This is a genomic window from Paraburkholderia oxyphila NBRC 105797, from assembly GCF_000685075.1.
In the GTDB taxonomy this organism is placed as follows: Bacteria; Pseudomonadota; Gammaproteobacteria; order Burkholderiales; family Burkholderiaceae; genus Paraburkholderia; species Paraburkholderia oxyphila.
The window spans coordinates 15,046-34,908 of record NZ_BAYD01000091.1 but is presented as its reverse complement, the minus strand read 5'-3'; the positions used below and the strand labels follow the sequence as shown (position 1 = coordinate 34,908).

The window sequence follows — 19,863 nt, the reverse complement described above, 5'->3', positions numbered from 1 at the left end:
CCGGCGACGTCCAGATCGGCACGGCGGTCGGCCCCCTCGCGGTCAACAGCGCGATCAATGGGCGCAGCGTGTCGATGCAGGGCACCGGCGTCGACATCAACGCGTCGGTCACGGCCTCGACGGGCGACGTCGCCGTCAAGTCCAATGGCATGGGTGATGGCGATCTGAATCAGAACGCGAACATCACGGCGTCCAAGGGCTCGGTCCTGCTCACGGGCACCAACGTCGTGCAGAAGAACGGTGTCGTCACCACTGCGGGCGACGGCATTTCGATCGGCGCGGACGGCAACATCCAGACAGCCAGGCTGATCGGCAACGGCGACGTCCAGGTGGGCACGCTGGAAGGCTCCCTCGTGGCCAACAACGCGATCAATGGGCGCAGCGTGTCGTTGCAGGGCACGGGCGTCGAAACCAATGCGTCGATCAACGCTACGACGGGCAACGTGGCCATCGAAGCCGACGCCTTTGGCTCGGGCGATCTGAAGCAGAACGCGGACATCAACTCGTCCAAGGGTTCGGTCCAGCTCTGGGGCACCAACGTCTTCCAGAAAAATGGCGTCAACACCGTTGCAGGTGACAGCGTGCAGATCGGCGCAAACGACACCATCCTGGCGTCCAAACTGAGCGCCGGCGGCGACATCCTGGTCGGCACGGACTACGGCCCGCTCGCGGTCAACGGCGCGGTCAACGGGCGCAGCGTGTCCATGCAGGGCTCGGATCTCGAGATCAATGCGCCGATCACCGCCTCGACGGGCAACGTATCCGTCAAGGCCGACGGCGCGGGCGAGGGTGACCTCAAGCAGTTCGCGAACGTGACGGCGTCCAAGGGCTCGGTCCTGCTCACGGGCACCAACGTCTTGCAGAAGAGCGGCGTCAGCACCACGGCGGGTGGCGACGTGCAGATCGGCGCAAGCAACACGATCCTCGCGCAACGGCTGAACGCTGGCGGCGATGTCAAGGTTGGCGCGATGGGCAACGGCGCCCTCACGGTCAACAGCGCGGTCAACGGGCGCAGCGTGTCCATGCAGGGTTCGGGCGTCGACGTCAATGCGTCGATCACCGCCTCGACGGGTGACGTGTCCATCTCGTCGGACAGCGCGAGCGGCGGCAATCTGAAGCAGTACGCGAACATCACGGCGTCCAAGGGCTCCGTCTAGCTCACGGGCTCCAACGTCGTGCAGGACTATGGCGTGAGCACCACGGCGGGTCAGGACGTGATGATCGGCACGAGCGGAACGCTTCAGACCGGTTCGCTGAGCGGCAAGACGGTCTCGCTCGAGGGCGACACGGTTTACCTGATTCGCGATGTGAATGCCGATGGCGACATCGTGGTCCATTCCACGAATAACGTCTGCGTCCCCGGCACGGGCTGCACGGATAGCAGCATGAAGGGCATCTACCAGCTCGGCAACGTGACGAGCCGCAAGGGCAGCGTCATGATGGCCGTCGATCCCGGCATCTCGTTCGATCCGATCACGGGCATCCCGACGATCTCGTATACCGGCCTGATCGGCCAGTATCCGACGTCGCAGACCCGCGCCGGCGTCGACGTTTCGCTGCGCGCGGTCGCTGTCTTCGCGGCCAATAACACGGCCGGAAAGACGCTCACGGTGGAATCTCTGGCCCCGACGTACTGGGGCAAGCTGAAGGCCCCGGAGATCATTCTGCCCACGCCCATCACCGTTTCGGATAACGGCAGCGGCAGCGACAGCGGCAGCAGTGGCGGCGCACGCTAACCGCCGCATCGATCCCCGGTGATCGGCCAGGCGTGAGGCACGCTGGCGCCATCGGCCCGAGCCGATCGCGCCAGCGGCCGCCCGCCTCCGGCCGGTCCCGCCGGATCGCACGACAAAGGAGAGGCATCCATTGCCTCTCCCTTCATGGTTGGCGCACCCATTCCCCTGCGATTCCCGGCACCGCCGGCAACGTCTGCCGGATTGGCGCACGCCAATTTGCACCCTTGGGTCGTCTTGTTTGGCCCCCTCGTTTTCCTTCGCACCTTGAAAGTCTCCAACCGGTACTGGCACCTTTGCCAACGCCTCGGTCCCGCCTGTCTGCCCTTGCTCGGCCTGACGGCATGGCACGGCTATGCCCACGCTTATGAGCCGCCCAGCGCCGGCGCGCTGCTGCGGCAGAACGCTGACATGACGCGTGGCATCGAAGGCGAATCCTCGACCGAGCGCGCTCCTGCCCTGCAGTCATCCAAGCCGGCCGAATCGGCGCCTGCCGCGGGTGAGTTTGCCTTCGTCGTCAACGCATTCGATTTTGGCGGCGCGCTGTCCGAAGCCGAGCAGCAGCGTGTCGATGCCTTCCTCGCGCCGTGGCATGGGCGCAGCGTGACGCTTGCGCAATTGCAGACGTTGCGCGACGAGCTGACGACGGTGCTCTACAACGGCGGCGATACGCTCGTGCGCGTGACGCTGCCGCCGCAGACCGTCACGGCCGGGGTCGTGCGCTTTGGTGTCGAGCGCGGCCACGTCGAATCGATCGGCGTGGAAAACGGCTCGAAGGTGTCGACGCACCGCCTCAAGGCCATCCTCGCGAGCACGAGCGAAACCACGCCGACGCTGCGCGAAATCGAACGCAATACGCGCGTCGTCGAAGGCATTCCCGGCGTCGGTTCGGTGTCGTCGGCGCTCTCGACGGGAACGGAGCCGGGCGGCACGATCGTCGATGTCGATGTCACGCCGGCCGACCGCTACTACGCCGCGGCGACCCTCGACAACTCGGGTTCGCGCCAGGCGGGGTGGCGCCGGGTGGGCGTTTCGGGCGGCGTCAACAACGTGCTCGGCCTGGGCGACCAGTTGCAGGGGACGGTCTACTTCACGCCGCGTTTCATGCAGACGAGCGCCGGCGAGGAAGGGCGCACGCGTCTCGGCCGTGTGTCCTATGACATGCTGACCGGGTTGGGCGCGAGCCGCGCGGGTATGGCGTACTCGCACGTGGACTACAAGTTCGGCGAGGAGTTTAGCGGCCTGGGCACAGGCTCGGCCGACGTCGTCAGCCTGTACGGCTCCACGCCGGCGATCCGCACTGCCAACGCGAGTCTCGACCTCGGCGCGGGCCTGGAGGCCTGGAGCTCGACCGACGAAAAATTCGACAATATCCTCGAGAGCCGGCAACGCAGTCTCGTGGCTTCGCTGCGCGCCGACGGCAATTACTATGGCAATTGGGGCGCACGCAGGAACGTGACGCAGTACAGCGTCGTGGCGAGTCGCGGCGAAACAAGGCAGAAGGAATACGACTATGGAACCAGCGATGCGCCCTATGTCGATCGTCGCTACGACTTCTACAAGCTCGAGCCGTCCGCCACGTTCATTCAATCGCTCACGTCAACCACGCAAGCCTCGCTGGCGGTTCGTGGCCAGTGGGCCAGCCGGGCGCTGGACGGTTCGCAGCGGCTCGGGCTGGGCGGGCCATCGGCCGTGCGCGCGTACGACCAGAACGCGGCGGCCGTGGACGACGGCGTGATCGTTTCCGTGGGCGTGAGCCAGTTCATCCGGCCGCTGCCGGGCACCGCGTTGCAGATTTTCTACGACGACGCGCGCGGCAGAATGCGCAACGATGGCGCCATGACGGGGGCATCGGTGCACCTGCAGGGCTACGGGATTGGCGCGAGCTATAGCGGCAAGCATGTGTCGGCGCAGATCAGCTACGCCATGCGGGCTGGCCAGGGTCCCGAGCACGCGGCGCGCCAGCAGACGTGGGTGACGCTCACTGCGGCGCTCTAGGGGCATGAGTGCCGCGGCATCGCAGGCGCTTCACGGCCCAGGCCTCAGCCCCGCCGCCACGCGCCCCATCTGATCGATGCCGCCATCGAAGAGCCGCGCGAAGTAGGGAATCAGATTGGGCATCATCATCTGAATCAGCAGCAAGCCCACGAGCATCGTGAGTGCAAAGCCAATCTGAAAGATCCCGATCTGCGGCGCCGCGCGATTGAGGATGCCGAGCGAAATATTGGTGATGAGCAGCGCCACCACCACCGGCAGCGAGAGCAGCAGCCCGGCGTTGAATATCGTCGCGCCCCAGCCCACGATCAGCCGGTAGCCATTGCCCGAAAGCACATTGGCCGACACCGGCACGCTGTGGAACGTCTCGACTAGCGCGGCGATCATCTGCAGATGCCCGTCGAAGACGAGAAACGCGAGCATCGCCATCATGTTCAGCCACGACGAAAGCGCGGGTGTGGACGTGTTGGCCTGCGGGTCGAAGAACGACGCGAAGCCGAGCCCCATGCCCAGCCCCATCAAGTCGCCCGCCGCCGTCACGACGGCGAACACGATCTGCATCGTGAACCCGAGCGCCGCGCCAATCAGAAACTGGTTGACCAGAATCCACACGCCTTCGGCCGAAAACACCATGACCTGCGGCATGGGATCGAGCGTGGGTGCGACGATCAGCGTGATGAACGCGGCAATCCCGATCTTGATGCGCGTGGGCACCGAGCGGTGGCCGAGCACGGGCGCCACGGCCACGAGCGCGAGAATGCGCGTGAACGGCCAGAGGAACGCGGTGAGCCAGAGATTGAGCTGCGCGTAGGTGACGGTGAACATCGTGTGAGCGCCGAAGAGCGCGCGAGGTCTAAAAAGCGCGCTTAGCCCGCAAGCGACGGAATGCTCGCGAACATGCGATGCATGTAATCGACCATGGTGGTGAGCATCCACGGCCCGGCAATCACGAGCGTCACCGCAATCGCGATGAGCTTGGGGATGAACGAAAGCGTGCTTTCGTTGATTTGCGTGGCGGCCTGGAAGAGGCTCACCACGAGACCCACGACGAGCGACACGAGCAGGAGCGGCGCGGCCAGCAGCAACGCCACATACATCGCTTCGTGCGAAAGGGTCATGACGGTTTCGGGCGTCATAGCGAACTCCTCAGGTGAAGCTCTGCGCAAGCGAGCCGATCAGCAGTTGCCAGCCGTCCACGAGCACGAACAGCATGAGCTTGAACGGCAGCGAGATCGTCGCGGGCGACACCATCATCATGCCCATCGACATCAGCACGCTCGCCACCACCATGTCGATGATGAGAAACGGAATAAAGATCGTAAAGCCGATCTGGAAACCCGTCTTCAGCTCGCTCGTGACGAACGAGGGCACGAGCAGCGTGAGCGGCACGTCCTCGGGGCCCTGCATGGGCGCCGCGTGCGAGATGCGCGCGAACAGCGCGAGATCGGACTCGCGGGTCTGGCGCAGCATGAAGGTCTTGAACGGCGCGACGCCGCGCGCCACCGCGTCGTCCATCGAGATCGTGCCGGCGGCGAACGGCTTGTAGCCGTCGTTATAAGCCTTGTCGAGCACGGGCGACATCACGAACATCGTGAGGAACAGCGCGAGGCCCACGAGCACCTGGTTGGGCGGCGTGGTCGTCGTGCCGAGCGCCTGGCGCAACAGCGAGAGCACGATGATGATGCGCGTGAAGCTCGTCATCATCAGCACCATCGCGGGCAGGAACGACAGCATCGTGAGCAGCAGCATCGTCTGCACGCTCAGCGAATACGTGGTGCCGCCGTTGGGGCCCGGGCTCGTGTTGAAGGCCGGCAGGCCCTGCGGCTGCGCAGCGGCCTGTGCATGTGCGAGATGCGGCAGCAGCAGCGCCGCGGCGCCCGCGCCGAGCACGAGTGCGGCCGGCAAGGCGGCGCGCGAGAATCTCACGATCGAGGAAGTGTGCGCGCGAGCGTGGCCGCCCGCGAGCGCGTCATGATGGGTGCTGCCGTGCATTTACTGCGCTCCGCCGTCGTGACGCTTGAAACGTTTGCCTGCTTCGTGTTTGAGCGCGTCACGAAAGCGCTGTCCGAAGGTGCCCTGAAGGGCGGCGGAGCCGGCAGCCATACTGGCAGCAGCGCCGGCAGAGGCCGGCAGTTCGCCCGCGGGCATCGTGTGCAGGAGGCGCACGTTGCCGGGCGCGGCGCCGAGCACGAGCCAGGTGTCGCCGATCTCGACCACGGCCACGCGCTCCTTGCCGCCGAGCGAGGCGCCGCCCACGGTCTTCACGAGCGCGCTCTTCGGGCCGTGCTGGAGGCCGAGGCGCCGCGCGAGCCACGCGCAGCCGAATACCACGCCAATCACGAGCACGAGGCCGAACACGGTTTGCAGCACCGCGCCGAAGCCCAGCGACGGCACCGCGCTGCCCGCGATCACGGCCGATGCGCTCGATGCCGAGCGCGCGGCCTCGTTCACGGCCTGCAGGTCGGCGGCCTGCGCGGGCAGGGCGGCAAGCCCTGCGCCTGCGCTTGCCAGCGCCAGCGCCAGCGCGGCGGATGCAGCAAAGCGTTTCATCGATTGAGCTTCCGGATGCGCTCGGAGGGCGTGATGATGTCGGTGAGGCGGATGCCGAACTTGTCGTTCACGACCACCACTTCGCCCTGGGCGATCAGGCAGCCGTTCACGAGCACGTCCATCGGCTCGCCGGCGAGGCCGTCGAGCTCCACCACCGAGCCCTGCGCGAGCTGCAGCAGGTTGCGGATGGCGATCTTGGTGCGGCCGAGCTCCACGGTCATCTGGACGGGAATGTCCAGAATCATGTCGATGTCGTTGCGCGTCGAGTTCGAATCGACCTTCGAGAGCGGCTGGAACACGGCGGCGGGCTGCGCGGCCACTTCGTGGTTCTCGTGGCCGTTCTGCTCGGCGAGCGCGGCGGCCCAGTCGTCCATCGCGTCGATGCCATCGGCCGCGCCGGCGGCGGCTTGCTGACCCGGCACGGGCTCGTCCCCTTGCGTGGCGTTCACGTCACTCATATCCACCTTCCTTCATCGTGTCGGCTGCGCTGATCATCTTCTGGACCCGCAACGCGTATTGACCATTGAAAATTCCGTAGCCGCATTCCATCACCGGCACGCCGTCCACCTTGGCGACGATGTGCTCGGGGATGTTCATCGGCAGCACGTCGCCCTTCTTCATGTTCAGGATCTGCTCGAAGGTGACCGGCACCTGCGCGAGATCGGCGGTGAGCTCCACCTCGGCGGCCTGCACCTGCTGCGAGAGCACGCGCACCCAGCGGCGGTCCACGTCGAGCACTTCGCCTTGCAGCGGCGAGGCGAGCACGTCGCGGATCGGCTCGATCATCGAGTAGGGCATGCAGATGTGCAGCGTGCCACCCGTTGTGCCGAACTCGATCGAAAACTGCGTGACGATCACGATCTCGTTGGGCGTCGCCACGTTGGCGAACTGCGTGTGCATCTCCGAGCGCACGTACTCGAACGTGAGCGGCCGCACGCTCTTCCACGCCGTGGTGTAGTGATCGAAGACGAGATTGAGCAGCTTGCCGATGATGCGCTGCTCGGTCTGCGTGAAATCGCGGCCTTCGACGCGCGTGTGAAAGCGCCCGTCGCCGCCGAACAGGTTGTCGACCACGAAAAACACGAGGTTCGGGTCGAACACGAACAGCGACGTGCCGCGCAGCGGCTTCACGTGCACGAGGTTCAGGTTCGTCGGGATCGGCAGGTTGCGCGTGAATTCGCTGTACTTCTGCACGCGCACGGGGCCCACGGAAATCTCGGCGGTGCGGCGCATGAAGTTGAAAATCCCCACGCGCATCAGACGCGCGAAACGCTCGTTGATGATCTCGAGGCCGGGCATGCGCCCGCGCACGATGCGTTCCTGCGTCGCGATGTTGTACGGGCGCACCCCTTGATGCTCGGTCTGGGTCGACTCGATGTCGACTTCGCCGGTGACGCCTTTGAGGAGGGCATCGACCTCCTCCTGCGACATGAACTCGTCGTGACCCATGCTCATGATGCCAGGCTCCGGATTGGCTGCGTCGTGCCCGCGCACAGGGCATGCGGGCGAACGCGCGGGTTCATGTTGAGCGTGCTCATGCTGCGCTTACTGGACGACGAATTCGGTGAACAGCACGTCTTCGACGCGGGCGGGCGTGCCGCGCGGGTCGGTGGGCTGCGCGATGAGCCGCGCGAGCTCGGCCGCGAGCGCGCGCTTGCCGTCGAGCGGCGCGAGATCGGACGGATGCTTGTTCGAGAGCGCGAGCAGCACGCGGCTGCGGATCTCGGGCATGCGCGCGACGAGCGCGTCCTGGGTGGCCTGGCTGTCGAGCTTGAGCGTCAAGCCGACGCGCAGATAGTGCGTCTCGCCGTCGTCGGACTGCAGGTTTACGGTCATCGGCTCGAGCGCGTAGTAGATGGGCACGGCCGGCGGCGGCGGCGCGCTCGCGGCGGCCGGCTCGCTGGCCGCGTGGCGCGACATGAAGAACCAGACGCCGCCGCCCGCAGCGCCTGCGGCAAGAATCGCGATCAGCGCGATGAGAAGGATGCGCTTGAGCGGTCCGGGTTGCGCGCTTTGGGGCGCGGCTTGCGGGTTTGCGGTCGGGGTCGTCGCCATGTCGGTTGTGAGCCTGGATGAGCCGTGGGTGAGTCCGGTGTTGCGGATGTCGGGGCCGGAAGGCGTGCGCTCGCATTCATTCCGGCAGCCTGCATTGTTCCGGCTTTTGGCTTACAGCGATGGGAGGAATAGACGGGGGATTTGCGGCTATCTCCTGGCTTTGTGCCGCGCGCGCGGGCGAGCGTGGGCGGCCAGGCGCGGCGGGCACGATGCGCGCGGCATGGTTGCGCGCGCATGCACGCGCGCGCGCTACGTCATGCCTCAGGCAAACGTGTCGATCAAGCCCACGGTGCGCTGCGTGGCCGTCGTGGCGGCGCTCGCGGTGCTGTCCACGCCGCCCGCCGAGCCGATGCCGGCGGCGCCGCTCGAACGCGACGTGCGCGAGCCGCCCGAGCCGCTGCCGCTGTCTTGCTGCGCCTGCTGGTTCATCTGGCGCGAGAAGCCGTCGCTCACGCTCGCGCTGCCGAGGCCGATGCCGTTCTCCTGCATCTGCTCGCGCAGCTTCGGCAGCGCGGCTTCGACAGCCTCGCGCACTTGCTGATGCTGCGAGACGAAGAGCGCGTGTGCGTGGTTGTCGGCGACTTGCAACACGACCTGCAGCGGCCCGAGGTCCTTGGGATTGAGCGTGAGCTCCGCCGACTGCTGGTGCGCGTTCGAGAGGAACACCACTTTTTGGCTCAGCGCGTCCTCCCAGTCCGAGGTGCCCACTTGCGGGGCGAGCGTGGTGGACGCCGCAGCCGCCGCGGCCGGGTTGGCGCTCGCGCTCTGGGTGGCCTGGGTCGCCTGGGCCTGAGCCGCTGCTGCGGCGGCGGCCTGGGTGGCGGCGAGCGCGTCCGTGGCGCTGCTCGATGCGGCCGTTTGTGTGGACGCGGCCTGCTGCGTCGCCGCTGCCGCCGCGGCAAGCGCGGCGTTGGCGTTCTGCGCACCGCTGTCGGTTGCCGTGGCGGCGACGGACTTCGTGGTGCCGTCGGCGGCGCTCTTGTCGTCGACGCCGGTGCCCAGGGTTTTGGCCTTCGCCTGCGTGCCCATGTGCGCCGCGAAACTGCTCGCGATGCCCGATCCGCTCGAAGCCGCGCCCTGCGCGGCGCTCGCCACGTGCGTGTTCAGCGTGGCCGCGCCGCCGCGCAGCGTCGAGAGCGCGGCATTGAGCGCGTCGCTCACCGACTTCGGGTCGCCGCTGGCGGTGCCGTCGCCTGCCGCGCCGTTGGCATCCGTGCCTGCGGCTCCGTTCGCGGCCGACGCCACGCCGGCGAGCGTGGCGTCGGCGGCCTGGGCAGCGTCGTCGCCGTCGCTCTGGGCCTGCTGCGCCGCTTGCTGTGCCTGTTGCGCCTGAACCTGTGCCGCGGCGGCCTGCGAGCCTGAGGCTTCGTCCTGCTTCTGGCGCGCATGGGCGTCGCCGGTGCGGTGAGCGCCATTCGACGCGTGCCGCGCGCCGTGCGCCGAGGCGCCGTCATTGGCCTGCTGCGCCGACTGGGACGATTGCGAGGATTGCGACGCATGCTGCGCGGCCGCCGCGCTCGCGCTGTTGTAAGCCGAAGAGGCAGCCGACGTCGCGGCCGACGAGATCGACGCATTCGCCTGCGCGCCCTGCTGCGAGGCACTTGCCTGCGGGCCCGGCATGTTCTGCGCGGCGATGCTTTGCTGCAGCGTTTGCGCGAAGCCCTGGCTCGCGAGATCGGACGGGCTCGCGCCGTTGCTGTTGCTGCCCGTGGCGGCATCCACGGCGGCGCCGAACAACGAACTGACTGCGGATAGAAGCGACATGCTGTCTGCTCTCTTGAACGTGATCTGGACGCGCCCGGAGCGGGTCTCCAGGGAGATACGCGGGCGCGTCCCGGCTATGACATGAGCGCGCGCGGCGCTCGCGCCCGCGTCATGGATGCGAAGTGCGCATGCGCAGCACGCGGGCGGCGTGGTCGTCGGCGTCGCGCTGTTCGCGGCGGGCGTCCTTGAGCGCTTGCACGTCGTCCTGGCGCGACTGCAGCACCTCGTACGAGCCGAGCTTCTGCTTGCTGCGCTGCCAGTCGGGCTTCGCGGCCTCGACGCGCTGCTTGGCCTGCTCGAGCATGCGGCGCTGCTGGTCGATGGCGGCGTCGAGCGTGTCGATGAACGCCTGGAAGTTGCGCACATTGCCTGCGGCCATGCCCGTGCGCGCCGACTCGGTGAAGCGCGCGTGATACTCGTCGCGGTAGTCGATCAGCGCCTTCAATTGCTTCTCGATTTCCACGCGCTCACGCTGGACGCGCCCGAGCCGTTGCGTCGCGGCATCGACATCGTCCTGCGCGAGGCCGATGAGGGTTTGCAGCGCGGTCTGTTTGGTCATGTTCTCGCTCCCGGGCCGTTGCCCTGGCCGTTGCCGATTAGCGCGCCGAGCATACCGACGCTTTGTTCGTAGTTCGCGGTATCGCGAAAGCCCTGCTGAAGAAAAGCCTCGATGCGCGGATAGAGCGCGATCGCGCGGTCGAGCACCGCGTCGCGCCCGCTCACGTACGCGCCCACGTTGATGAGGTCGCGGTTGCGCTGGTAGCGCGAGAGCATCTGCTTGAGTGCGCGCGTCTGATTCAGATGGCGCTCGTCGATGAGCGCGGTCATCGCGCGGCTGATCGACGCCTCGATGTCGATGGCCGGATAGTGCCCCGCTTCCGCGAGCGCGCGGGAGAGCACGATATGGCCGTCGAGAATCGCGCGCGCCGAGTCGGCGATCGGGTCCTGCTGGTCGTCGCCTTCGGTGAGCACGGTGTAGAACGCCGTGATCGAGCCGCCGCCCTCGGGGCCGTTGCCGGTGCGCTCGACGAGCGCCGGCAGCTTCGCGAACACCGAGGGCGGATAGCCCTTGGTCGCGGGTGGCTCGCCGATCGCGAGCGCGATCTCGCGCTGCGCCATCGCGTAGCGCGTGAGCGAATCCATCAAGAGCAGCACGTGCTTGCCCTGGTCGCGGAAGTATTCGGCGAGCGTGGTCGTGTAGGCGGCCGCCTGCATGCGCAGCAGCGGCGAGACGTCGGCGGGCGCGGCCACCACGACCGAGCGCGCGAGGCCGTCCTCGCCCAGGATCTGCTCGATGAACTCCTTCACTTCGCGGCCCCGCTCGCCGATCAGGCCGATCACGATCACTTCGGCGCTGGTGGCGCGCGCCATGGTGCCGAGCAGCACCGATTTGCCGACGCCCGAGCCCGCGAAGAGGCCCATGCGCTGGCCGCGTCCGACCGTCAAAAGCGCGTTGATCGCGCGCACGCCCACGTCGAGCACCTTGTGGATCGGCTCGCGGTTCAGCGGGTTGATGACGGGCGCGGTGAGCGGCGCATCGGCTTCGCTATTGAGCGGCCCGAGGCCGTCGAGCGGGCGGCCCGAGGCGTCGAGCACGCGGCCGAGGAGCCCCCAGCCCACCGGCAGGCGCTTGGCGCCCGCCATCGGGTCGGCAATGGGCGCGCTCTCGAGCGGCCAGACCCGCGCGCCGGGCAAGAGGCCCGCGACTTCGGTGGTCGGCATGAGAAAGAGCTTGTCGCCCGCGAAGCCCACCACCTCGGCTTCGGCCATCGGCAGCGAGCTGCCCGGCGGCAGCTCGATCATGACCTCCGCGCCCACGGCGAGGCGCAGCCCCACGGCCTCGAGCACGAGGCCCGCGGCGCGCGTGAGGCGCCCGCAGCCGCGCAGCGGCAAGGCCAGCGCGTTGCGTGCGCGCACGCTCGCGAGATGCGCATTCCAGGCAACAAGGTGAGGATTGCTGGGGTCGTAGTTCGGCGGCGGTGTGTAGGGCGCCGTGCGGGGTGCGGCGTAGGGCTGGGGCTCGGCGGCGTGCGGCGCGTGGGCGGCCTGGGTGGCTTGGGCAGCCGGCCTGGCTCCGGCGGCAATATCAGCCATTCCGGCAGTTTCGGCTGCGTCCACCGGCGCGAGCCGTTCGCCGGCGCCCGCTTGCGCACCCTGCAGATCTTCGGGATCGGCGTCGTGCGGGCCCGCCTGCGCGTCGTCGCCCACCAGCACGCCGTGCGTTTGCGCCGGGTCGTGCGCGCCAGGCCCGAACGACGCCAGCGCGAGCTCCTGCTCGAGCGGCGTGAGGCCGCCCGTGTGGATCGCCTGGTGCACGGTCTGGTGCAGCGTCGGGTTCACCATGGCCGTGCCTTGCCGAGCGCCGCCGCCACGCGCTCCCAGCGCGTGCCGATGGCCGCATCCGACTCGCCGGTCGCCGACTGCGCGCGGCAGCCGCCGCGCTCGAGCGCCGCGTCGGTGCGCACGGTCCAGCCGCGCGTTTGCAGCTCTTCCATCAGATACGCCTCCACCACCGGCAGATCGGCGGGACTCACCACGAGCTGCGGCGAGCCCGCGAGCTGCGGCTCGTGCGCGAGCACCTCGCGCGCCGCCGCAAGCAGCGCCGTCGGGTCGTGCTGCACGTGCTGGCGCACCACCTGCTGCGCAATGTCGAGCGCGAGCTCGACGAGCGTGTCGGCCACGCCCGCTTCGGCCGTCTGCAATGCATCGGCGAAACGCTGCGCGAGCAGCGCCAGTTGCCGCGCCTGCACGCGCGCCTCTTCGCGCCCCTGCTCGAAGCCCTGCTTGTGGCCCTGGTCGTAGCCGGCCTGGTAGCCGAGCGCCTGGCCGGCCACGTGGCCGGACGTGAGGCCCTGCTGGTGCGCGGCGTCGCGCACGCGCACCAGCTCGGCCTCGAACGCGGCCGTCTCGTCGGGCGTGGGCGGCGGCGGGGGCGGAGGAGGCGGGTCGAACGACGCCATCTCCCAGCGCTGGTACGCCGAGCGCGCGCGCGGCTGTTGCGTTGCCATCTGCGTTGTTTCGTCAGACATAAGCGTCTTCCGCCTTTCCGCCGATCACGATCTGGCCGCTTTCGGCAAGGTTGCGAACGATCTGAAGGATACGCCGTTGCTGCGCTTCGACCTCCGAAACGCGCACGGGGCCGCGCGCGTCGAGATCTTCGGCGAGCAGTTCCGCGGCGCGCTGCGACATGTTCGAGAGGAACTTGGTGCGCAGCGCGGGCGGGGCGCCCTTGAGCGAGATGATGAGCGACTCCGACTCCACTTCCTTGAGCAGCAACTGGATCGCGCGGTCTTCGAGGTCGAGCAGGTTCTCGAACACGAACATCTGGTCGATGATCTTCTGGGCCAGCTCGGCGTCGTACTGGCGCACGTTCTCGATCACGCCTTCCTCGTGCTGGCTGGTCATGAAGTTGAGGATCTCGGCGGCCGTGCGGATGCCGCCCATCGGGCTGCGCTTCAGGTTGTCGCTGCCCGAGAGCAGAGCCGTCAGCACATCGTCGAGCTCGCGCAGCGCCTGCGGCTGGATGCCGTCGAGCGTCGCGATGCGCAGCAGCACGTCGTTGCGCAGGCGCTCGGTGAAGCACGAGGCGATCTCGGAGGCCTGGTCGCGGTCCAGATGCACGAGGATCGTGGCGATGATCTGCGGATGCTCGTTCTTGATCAGCTCGGCCACCGACCCCGAGTCCATCCACTTGAGGCCTTCGATGCCGCTCGTGTCGCCGCCTTGCAGGATCCGGTCGATCACGGCGCCGGCCTTGTCCTCGCCCAGCGCCTTGGTGAGCACGCTGCGGATGTAGTCGCTCGAGTCGAGCGAGAGCGCGCTGTGCTGCTCGGCTTCCTTCACGAACTCGTGCAGCACGGCGTCGATCTCTTCGCGCTTGACGTTCTTGAGCGCGGCCATGGCGGCGCCGATCTTCTGCACCTCGCGCGGCCCGAGGAACCTGAAGACCTGCGCGGCCTCTTCCTCGCCAATCGACATGAGCAGCAGTGCGCTCTTGGTGGCTCCTTCAGCGTTCATCGTTCACCCAGCTCTTGACCACGGTTGCGACGATCTTTGGATCCTGGCGCGCGATGTTGCGCGCGAACTCCAGGTTGCGTTCGAACTTGTGCTTGTCGTTCTCGAGGGCGAGGAGGCCGTTGTCGCTTTCGGCGTCCCCTGCGCCTTCGAGCCTGTCGAGGGCTGGCAGGCCGTCGAGCAGCATCGGCTCGTGCTCGCCGGCAAGCGCGGGCGTGGCGGCAGCCGGGGCGGGCGGCGGAAAGGCGCGGCGCAGCGCCGGCTTCACCATCACGAAATAGAGGAACAGGGCCACCACGCCGATGCCGAGCCAGGTCGCGACCTGCCTGGCGAGCGCGATCATGTCGGGCTGGCGCCACCACGGCAGGTTTGCGCTCGGGTCGACTTCCTGCTGGAACGCGGCGTTCACCACGTTCACCGAGTCGCCGCGCTTCGCGTCGTAGCCCATGGCGTCCTTCACGAGCTGATCGACCTGCGCGAGCTTCTGTGCGTCGAGCGGCTGCATGGTGGCGTGGCCCTTGGCGTCCACGTGCGGCTGATAGTTCACGACCACAGCCACCGAGAGGCGCTTGATGTCGCCCGCCGCCTGCTGGAAGTGGCGCACGGTCCGGTCGAGCTCGTAGTTCGTGGTGGTGTCGCGATGGTCCGAGATCGGCGTGGCCGGCGCCGCGCCGTTCGCGTTTGCGCCGGCGGCCACGCTGATGGGCGCCGAGGCCGGCTGCGGCGGCGTGTTCGAGAGCGCGCCCGGCACGCCGCCGGCATTGGCCTGCTGCGCGTCGGTGGCGATGCTCTGCTGCTGGCTGCGGATGGCGGCCTGCTGCGGGTTGCCGTTCGGGCTGTAGTTCTCCGAAGTCTGCTCGAGCTTCGAGAAGTCGAGGTCGGCGCTCACCTGCGAGCGTGCGTTGCCGGCTCCGAAGAGCGGCGCGAGGATCGCGTCGATGCGCGACTGGGTGTCGTGCTCGACCTGGCGCACGTACTTGAGCTGCGAGGCGTCGAGGCCGGCGCTGGTGGCGCTCTGCGTGAGCAGGTTGCCGTCCTGGTCGACCACGGTGACGTTGCGCACCGGCAGATCGGGCACGGCCGAGGCGACCATGTGCGTGATCGCGGCCACCTGGCCGTCGTCGAGCACGCGGCCCGGATACAGATTGACGAGCACCGAGGCGGTGGGCGCCTCGCGCTCGCGCACGAACACCGAGGGCTTCGGAATCGCCAGGTGCACGCGCGCGGACTTCACGCTCTGGATCGATTGAATCGTTTGCTCGAGTTCGCCCTCGAGCGCGCGCTGGTAGTTCACCTGCTCGGCGAACTGGCTGATGCCGAACTTCTCGTTGTCCATCAGCTCGAAGCCCACCGAGCCGCTCTTGGGCAGGCCCTGCTGCGCGAGGCGCAGGCGCATTTCGCCCACCTGCTCGGACGGCACGAGGATCGCGCCACCGCCTTCGGAGAGCTTGTAAGGCACGTTGGCGGCCTGCAGCGCCGTGATGATGGCGCCGCCGTCGCGGTCCGAGAGATTGCTGTAAAGCACCTTGTAGTCGGGCGCGCGCGACCAGAGGATGAGCCCGGCGACCACGGCCACGAATACCGCCACGGCGACGATGAGCGGCGCGCGCGGGTTGCCGCGCACCTTGCCCAGCGACGAAAGCGAACCCAGGCGCTGCGCAAAGCCGCCGCCCAGGTCCTCCGCGGCGCCGCCTGCCGCGCCGGCAGCGGCTGCGCCCGTGGCGCCGCCGCTGGTGGCGAGGCCCACGCGGGCGTCGGGGTTGATCAAAGAGTTGGCAGACGAATCCATGCGACGGGTTTCTCCGGGAGACTTGCTGTCCCGCAGCACGGCACGCGCGCGGCGGAAACTTTCACGACAGCGATTATCCGGGGGCTGTGGCAAGCCGATTGCGCGAATAGAGCCGGGTTTCCCCCCTAGTTTCGGGGCTTCCCGAGTGGGCGAATTGCTATGCTCCTCACCAGATTCGGCGCTCTGTATGCGCGCCGGGTTGGCCGGCGGCGGGCCGTCCCCGCCCGGGCGGGCTCGCGCCCTCGCACTACCTCTCTTTGAATGAAACGTGGAGCAAACATGACCGTGCCAGTCAACCCACTCACGTCGGCCCTTGCGCAGATGCAGTCCATGGCCACGCAGGCGGCGAGCGGTTCTGCCGCGGCCGACGGCGGCTCGGGTGCGGCCACCGCGGGCGGCTTCGCCGCGGCGCTCAAGGCGTCCCTCGACAAGATCAGCGACGACCAGCAAAAGGCCGTCGGCGAGTCGCAGGCGTTCGAGATGGGGGCCGGCAACGTTTCGCTCAACGACGTGATGGTCGACATGCAGAAGGCCAACATCGGCTTCCAGTTCGGCCTGCAGGTGCGCAACAAGCTCGTTTCGGCCTACACCGACATCATGCAGATCCAGGTGTGACTGCCGCGCGCCGCGCCCTTCGTGCGATTCGTCCGGATTATCGGACTCGTCTGACTAAAGCTTCTCCTGTGCCGTTCCGATAACACGGCTAGAACCGGCTCGCGCCACGAGGCGCAAAGGGCCGGATGCACCGTATCCATAGCGGCACGTTCGAAGGAGAAGCGCCGATGTTTTCCCCTGCACAGTCTGGAGCCAACGCTTATGCACGCGTGGGTGTCGAAACAGGGGTCATGGGCGCGAGTCAGCACAAGCTGATCGCGCTCCTGTACGAAGGCGCGCGCAAGGCAATCGCACAGGCCCGCATGCATCTGCAGATGGGCAATGTGGGGCCGCGCGGCGAGGCGATCGGCAAGGCCATCCGGATTGTCGAAAGCGGGCTTCAGCTGGCGTTGAACGTGGAGGCGGGCGGAGCAGTCGCGCAGCGCCTGAACGCACTCTACGGTTACATGACGAAACGCCTGCTCGAAGCGAACATTCAACAGAGCGAGTCCATGCTGGTCGAAGTCGACCGCTTGCTGGCGACGCTCGAGGAAGCCTGGTTGGGGATCGGGCCGGAAGTGGAGCGGATGGCCAGAGAGGCGTCCGGGCCTGTGTCCGGTTCATTGACGAGATGAATTCGAAAGCAGACTACTTTGCCCGCTACGAGGCGATTGCGGCGGTCTCGGGGCAGATGCTCCATGCCGCGCGCGGCGCACACTGGAACGAGCTGATCGGGCTCCAGGAGGAGTACCGGCACCTGGTGGACGCGCTCAAGAACGCCGACTTCGGCGTGCGGCTCACGGCGCCCGAGCGCACGCGCAAGTACGAGCTGATCCGGCAGATCCTCGCCGACGACGCCGCGATCCGCGACCTCGCGAGTCCGTGCATGGCGCGCCTGGCGGCGCTCTTTCAAGGCTCCGCACAGCCGGCGCGGGTGTTGCAGGAGCTGTACGGCGCGCGGTAGGGGGCGCGTCGAGGGCGACCGGGGCCGGTGAGCGCCCAGCGGGCGCGCGCGGACGTCGAGGAAGGCGGACGAAAGCGCCGCGCCCCGTGCCACGCACCTGGCAGCACGAATCAGCGAGAAGTTTGACCACGCCGCGCAGCCGCTTGGGCCGCGCGGCGCCTAACCGGGCCCGCGCGGGCCACGCTCTGCATGAACGGAATCGATACGAGCGCCGCGGCGCTGCTCGCGAGCCGCATAGGCGCGCTGGGCCCGACCGGCTCCCAGGGCAGCGCGGGCGCCGCGCAGACGGGCGTTTCCGCGCTCACGGGCGGCCTTGCCGCGCTGGCCGACCCGCAGAGCGCAAGCTCCCCTCAGGCTTCGGCGCAGACGGTGCTCTCGGCAGTCGCGCTCGCGCTCGACGCCATCATCCGCTCGGGCGGCGAGGCCACGCCCGCGGTGGTCGGGCGCGCTCCGATCTGGACCGATCCGGCGGCTGCCGGCGATGCACCTTTGGGCGATGCCGGCTCGCTGCCGCTGCCGGGCCTCGCCAATCCCGCGGGCCAGGCGCTCACTACCGCCCAGGCCCAATCAATGGAAGCCGCACTGCTCGCCGATCTGGCGGCTGAAGCGGCGCAAGCGGGACTGCCAGGCGGCGCGCAAGACGCCGATGGCGCTACCGGCGCACAGGGCACTGCGTCCACGCCGCAAGGCGCGCAAGCGGCCCAGGGCGCGGCGCTCGCCGCACAATCCGGCCCGGTCGCAGCGCTTGCCGCCACGCTCGCGCAGACCGTGGCATCGAGCGGCCTTTTCTATGAATCCCATCTCGCCCAATGGCTGCGTGGCCAGCGCACGCCAGGCGAGCTTGCCGACGAGCCCCAGAACCACCTGACCGGCGACGGCGCGCAATTGCCGCTCGACTGGAGCCAGGCCACGGACGACATCGATGACGTGCTGTGGACCGATCTGCCCGGCGCCGCGCAGCAGGGCGCGCGCACGGCCAACACCGCCAACGCGGCGGGGCAGGCGGCGGCCTCGGGCGCGCGTGGCGAAGCCAATGCCGCCGCGCTCGCGCAGGAGGCCCTCCGCGAAGATGGCCGCGCGGCGTCGGCGCTCGCCGACACGCTGCTGCCCGCCGCCCGTACGCCCGCCGGGGCGGGGGCCGGCGTCGGCGTGCACGAGGCGCTGCTGCCGCTCGTGCGCCAGCAGCTCGACCTGCTCGCGACCGGCGAATTCCGCTGGACCGGCGAGGCGTGGCCGGGCGTGCGGCTCGATTGGACCATCCAGCAGGACGACGACGAGCGCCCCGATCCACGCAACCCGCGCGCCGGGCGCAGCGCCGACGACGACGAAACGCCGTGGCGCACGCGTCTCACGCTGGCGCTGCCGGCGCTGGGCACCGTCGACGCGGAGCTGACGCTCGCGGGCGCGACGCTCGCAGTGCGCGTGCAGGCGAGCCCGGGCGGCGCGCAACGCCTCACCGCGCACAGCGAAGCGCTGCGCGGGCGGCTCGAGGCGCTAGGGCTCGCGCTCGCCGGGCTGTCGATCCGCGAGATCGGCGGCGCGGGTGGCACGATGGGCATGGACGGCGCGCGGGCCGCCGGCGCGTATGCGCGCACCGCCGCGGCGCAGGCGGGCGACGCGCATGCAGGCGGCCCCGCCGTCGCGCACGCGGCGTCCACTTCACACGCGGCCGATGCGCCGCACGCCACGAACGCTACAGACTGGGAGCTCGGATGAGCCGCACGCAACGCCGGAGCGCCGCCGCGCTTGCTTATGACGACCCCGTCGCGCGGGACGGCGCGCCGCGCGTGGTCGCGAAGGGCTATGGGCTCGTCGCCGAGATGATCGTGCAGCGAGCAAAGGAAGCGGGCCTCTACGTGCACGAAGCGCCGGAGATGGTCTCGCTGCTGATGCAGGTGGATCTGGATTCGCAGGTCCCGCCGCAGCTCTACCAGGCCGTGGCCGAGCTGCTCGCATGGCTGCACGGACTCGAAACGGCGGAAAGCGAGGCCAGGCAGGCACAAGCGGCCGCTGCTGCGCGAGACGCGCAAGCCGCGGCGGCGCAGTCGCGTCTGCCGGACGCCAAGGCGCTGACGGGCAACCCGTTGCGTTGGCCCGCGCTGCCGCGCTAGTCCGGGCCGCCGCGTTCGCGGCGTTCGAGCCGCTAGAACTTCAGCATCACGCGAATCAGCAGCTTGAACAGCTTGCCGTAGGGCGGCGCGATCAGGCCGCGAGCATTGAAGCGAGCCTGCGTGAACACGGGCTTCATCCGCGAAAACGTGGCGAAGCCCTCATAGCCGTGATACGCGCCCATGCCGCTCGCGCCCACGCCGCCGAACGGCAGTCCCTCGGCCGCGATGTGCATGAGCGTCTCGTTCACCGACATGCCGCCCGCCACGGTCTCGCGCGTGACGCGCGTTTGTGCC

Annotated in this window: 21 protein-coding genes and 1 pseudogene; 8 read left to right on the top strand and 14 right to left on the bottom strand. The window is 68.6% G+C overall.

Annotated elements, in window-relative coordinates; genetic code table 11:
* From BO1_RS60430 to BO1_RS36905, 3 genes are all read left to right on the top strand, one after another.
* The coding region (locus tag BO1_RS60430) for a hypothetical protein (protein WP_028221871.1) at positions 1-1,157 on the top strand (1,157 nt) is incomplete at its 5' end.
* 33 nt (positions 1,158-1,190) lie between these two features.
* Positions 1,191-1,736 (top strand): hypothetical protein, encoded by a 546-nt coding sequence (locus BO1_RS36910; RefSeq protein WP_028221870.1) that lies wholly within the window; start codon positions 1,191-1,193, stop codon positions 1,734-1,736.
* A 264-nt stretch (positions 1,737-2,000) separates the two neighbouring features.
* Positions 2,001-3,731, top strand: coding sequence for a ShlB/FhaC/HecB family hemolysin secretion/activation protein (locus BO1_RS36905; protein ID WP_245643993.1), 1,731 nt, complete (start codon positions 2,001-2,003; stop codon positions 3,729-3,731).
* A gap of 30 nt (positions 3,732-3,761) precedes the next feature.
* Here BO1_RS36905 and fliR read toward each other — a convergent pair whose 3' ends face one another.
* From fliR to fliF, 13 genes are all read right to left on the bottom strand, one after another.
* Positions 3,762-4,553, bottom strand: a complete 792-nt coding sequence (fliR, locus tag BO1_RS36900) for a flagellar biosynthetic protein FliR (protein ID WP_028221868.1) — start codon at positions 4,551-4,553, stop codon at positions 3,762-3,764.
* Positions 4,554-4,594: 41 nt separating this feature from the next.
* Complete coding sequence (gene fliQ / locus BO1_RS36895; protein WP_028221867.1) at positions 4,595-4,864, bottom strand: flagellar biosynthesis protein FliQ; 270 nt, start codon at positions 4,862-4,864, stop codon at positions 4,595-4,597.
* Between the two features lie 10 nt (positions 4,865-4,874).
* Positions 4,875-5,720, bottom strand: coding sequence for a flagellar type III secretion system pore protein FliP (fliP, locus tag BO1_RS36890; RefSeq protein WP_043288110.1), 846 nt, complete (start codon positions 5,718-5,720; stop codon positions 4,875-4,877).
* Positions 5,721-6,278, bottom strand: coding sequence for a flagellar biosynthetic protein FliO (gene fliO, locus BO1_RS36885; RefSeq protein ID WP_043288108.1), 558 nt, complete (start codon positions 6,276-6,278; stop codon positions 5,721-5,723).
* Positions 6,275-6,736, bottom strand: coding sequence for a flagellar motor switch protein FliN (gene fliN, locus BO1_RS36880; protein WP_028221864.1), 462 nt, complete (start codon positions 6,734-6,736; stop codon positions 6,275-6,277). Before fliN ends, fliO begins: the two co-directional genes overlap by 4 nt.
* A complete protein-coding gene (fliM, locus tag BO1_RS36875) occupies positions 6,729-7,727 on the bottom strand; it encodes a flagellar motor switch protein FliM (protein WP_028221863.1) in 999 nt (332 codons plus the stop codon). Before fliM ends, fliN begins: the two co-directional genes overlap by 8 nt.
* Positions 7,728-7,823: 96 nt before the next feature.
* Positions 7,824-8,333: a flagellar basal body-associated protein FliL gene (fliL, locus tag BO1_RS36870; protein ID WP_028221862.1), complete on the bottom strand. Its 510-nt coding sequence runs from the start codon at positions 8,331-8,333 to the stop codon at positions 7,824-7,826.
* A 261-nt stretch (positions 8,334-8,594) separates the two neighbouring features.
* Positions 8,595-10,097 (bottom strand): flagellar hook-length control protein FliK, encoded by a 1,503-nt coding sequence (locus tag BO1_RS36865; protein ID WP_028221861.1) that lies wholly within the window; start codon positions 10,095-10,097, stop codon positions 8,595-8,597.
* A gap of 109 nt (positions 10,098-10,206) precedes the next feature.
* Positions 10,207-10,656: a flagellar export protein FliJ gene (gene fliJ, locus BO1_RS36860; RefSeq protein ID WP_028221860.1), complete on the bottom strand. Its 450-nt coding sequence runs from the start codon at positions 10,654-10,656 to the stop codon at positions 10,207-10,209.
* Positions 10,653-12,440: a flagellar protein export ATPase FliI gene (gene fliI / locus BO1_RS54260; RefSeq protein WP_043288104.1), complete on the bottom strand. Its 1,788-nt coding sequence runs from the start codon at positions 12,438-12,440 to the stop codon at positions 10,653-10,655. The genes fliJ and fliI overlap by 4 nt, the downstream gene beginning before the upstream one ends.
* Positions 12,434-13,105, bottom strand: coding sequence for a flagellar assembly protein FliH (gene fliH, locus BO1_RS36850; RefSeq protein ID WP_028221859.1), 672 nt, complete (start codon positions 13,103-13,105; stop codon positions 12,434-12,436). The genes fliI and fliH overlap by 7 nt, the downstream gene beginning before the upstream one ends.
* 13 nt (positions 13,106-13,118) lie before the next feature.
* Positions 13,119-14,114 carry a flagellar motor switch protein FliG gene (gene fliG, locus BO1_RS36845; protein WP_028221858.1) on the bottom strand — a complete coding sequence of 332 codons (996 nt, stop codon included), beginning with the start codon at positions 14,112-14,114 and terminating at the stop codon, positions 13,119-13,121.
* Complete coding sequence (gene fliF / locus BO1_RS36840; protein ID WP_028221857.1) at positions 14,104-15,900, bottom strand: flagellar basal-body MS-ring/collar protein FliF; 1,797 nt, start codon at positions 15,898-15,900, stop codon at positions 14,104-14,106. The genes fliG and fliF overlap by 11 nt, the downstream gene beginning before the upstream one ends.
* Positions 15,901-16,179: 279 nt before the next feature.
* Between fliF and fliE the strand changes: the two genes are divergently transcribed.
* The 5 genes from fliE (at position 16,180) to BO1_RS54255 (ending at position 19,569) form a co-directional block, all read left to right on the top strand.
* Positions 16,180-16,515 (top strand): flagellar hook-basal body complex protein FliE, encoded by a 336-nt coding sequence (gene fliE, locus BO1_RS36835; RefSeq protein ID WP_028221856.1) that lies wholly within the window; start codon positions 16,180-16,182, stop codon positions 16,513-16,515.
* Between the two features lie 167 nt (positions 16,516-16,682).
* Positions 16,683-17,129: a flagellar export chaperone FliS gene (gene fliS / locus BO1_RS36830; protein WP_028221855.1), complete on the top strand. Its 447-nt coding sequence runs from the start codon at positions 16,683-16,685 to the stop codon at positions 17,127-17,129.
* Positions 17,126-17,458: a flagellar protein FliT gene (locus BO1_RS36825; RefSeq protein ID WP_028221854.1), complete on the top strand. Its 333-nt coding sequence runs from the start codon at positions 17,126-17,128 to the stop codon at positions 17,456-17,458. Before fliS ends, BO1_RS36825 begins: the two co-directional genes overlap by 4 nt.
* Before the next feature lie 189 nt (positions 17,459-17,647).
* Entirely contained in the window at positions 17,648-19,174 is a 1,527-nt protein-coding gene (fliK, locus tag BO1_RS36820) for a flagellar hook-length control protein FliK (RefSeq protein WP_028221853.1), read from the top strand.
* The gene (locus BO1_RS54255) at positions 19,171-19,569 is read left to right on the top strand and encodes an EscU/YscU/HrcU family type III secretion system export apparatus switch protein (RefSeq protein ID WP_043288101.1); all 399 of its coding nucleotides are present in this window, start codon (positions 19,171-19,173) and stop codon (positions 19,567-19,569) included. Before fliK ends, BO1_RS54255 begins: the two co-directional genes overlap by 4 nt.
* A 32-nt stretch (positions 19,570-19,601) precedes the next feature.
* Here BO1_RS54255 and BO1_RS36810 read toward each other — a convergent pair.
* Positions 19,602-19,859, bottom strand: a pseudogene (locus BO1_RS36810) (aldehyde dehydrogenase family protein); the annotation flags it as partial.
* Positions 19,860-19,863 lie beyond the last annotated feature (4 nt).

Bases quoted from the DNA above. Each gene is read 5' to 3' on its own strand.
- fliF (WP_028221857.1), bottom strand. From the start codon at position 15,900: ATGGATTCGTCTGCCAACTCTTTGATCAACCCCGACGCCCGCGTGGGC.
- fliI (WP_043288104.1), bottom strand. From the start codon at position 12,440: ATGGTGAACCCGACGCTGCACCAGACCGTGCACCAGGCGATCCACACG.
- fliH (WP_028221859.1), bottom strand. From the start codon at position 13,105: ATGGCAACGCAACAGCCGCGCGCGCGCTCGGCGTACCAGCGCTGGGAG.
- fliP (WP_043288110.1), bottom strand. From the start codon at position 5,720: ATGCACGGCAGCACCCATCATGACGCGCTCGCGGGCGGCCACGCTCGC.
- fliL (WP_028221862.1), bottom strand. From the start codon at position 8,333: ATGGCGACGACCCCGACCGCAAACCCGCAAGCCGCGCCCCAAAGCGCG.
- fliJ (WP_028221860.1), bottom strand. From the start codon at position 10,656: ATGACCAAACAGACCGCGCTGCAAACCCTCATCGGCCTCGCGCAGGAC.
- fliR (WP_028221868.1), bottom strand. From the start codon at position 4,553: ATGTTCACCGTCACCTACGCGCAGCTCAATCTCTGGCTCACCGCGTTC.
- fliS (WP_028221855.1), top strand. From the start codon at position 16,683: ATGTTTTCCCCTGCACAGTCTGGAGCCAACGCTTATGCACGCGTGGGT.
- fliM (WP_028221863.1), bottom strand. From the start codon at position 7,727: ATGGGTCACGACGAGTTCATGTCGCAGGAGGAGGTCGATGCCCTCCTC.
- BO1_RS36825 (WP_028221854.1), top strand. From the start codon at position 17,126: ATGAATTCGAAAGCAGACTACTTTGCCCGCTACGAGGCGATTGCGGCG.
- fliN (WP_028221864.1), bottom strand. From the start codon at position 6,736: ATGAGTGACGTGAACGCCACGCAAGGGGACGAGCCCGTGCCGGGTCAG.
- fliE (WP_028221856.1), top strand. From the start codon at position 16,180: ATGACCGTGCCAGTCAACCCACTCACGTCGGCCCTTGCGCAGATGCAG.
- fliO (WP_043288108.1), bottom strand. From the start codon at position 6,278: ATGAAACGCTTTGCTGCATCCGCCGCGCTGGCGCTGGCGCTGGCAAGC.
- fliK (WP_028221853.1), top strand. From the start codon at position 17,648: ATGAACGGAATCGATACGAGCGCCGCGGCGCTGCTCGCGAGCCGCATA.
- fliQ (WP_028221867.1), bottom strand. From the start codon at position 4,864: ATGACGCCCGAAACCGTCATGACCCTTTCGCACGAAGCGATGTATGTG.
- fliG (WP_028221858.1), bottom strand. From the start codon at position 14,114: ATGAACGCTGAAGGAGCCACCAAGAGCGCACTGCTGCTCATGTCGATT.
- BO1_RS54255 (WP_043288101.1), top strand. From the start codon at position 19,171: ATGAGCCGCACGCAACGCCGGAGCGCCGCCGCGCTTGCTTATGACGAC.
- BO1_RS36865 (WP_028221861.1), bottom strand. From the start codon at position 10,097: ATGTCGCTTCTATCCGCAGTCAGTTCGTTGTTCGGCGCCGCCGTGGAT.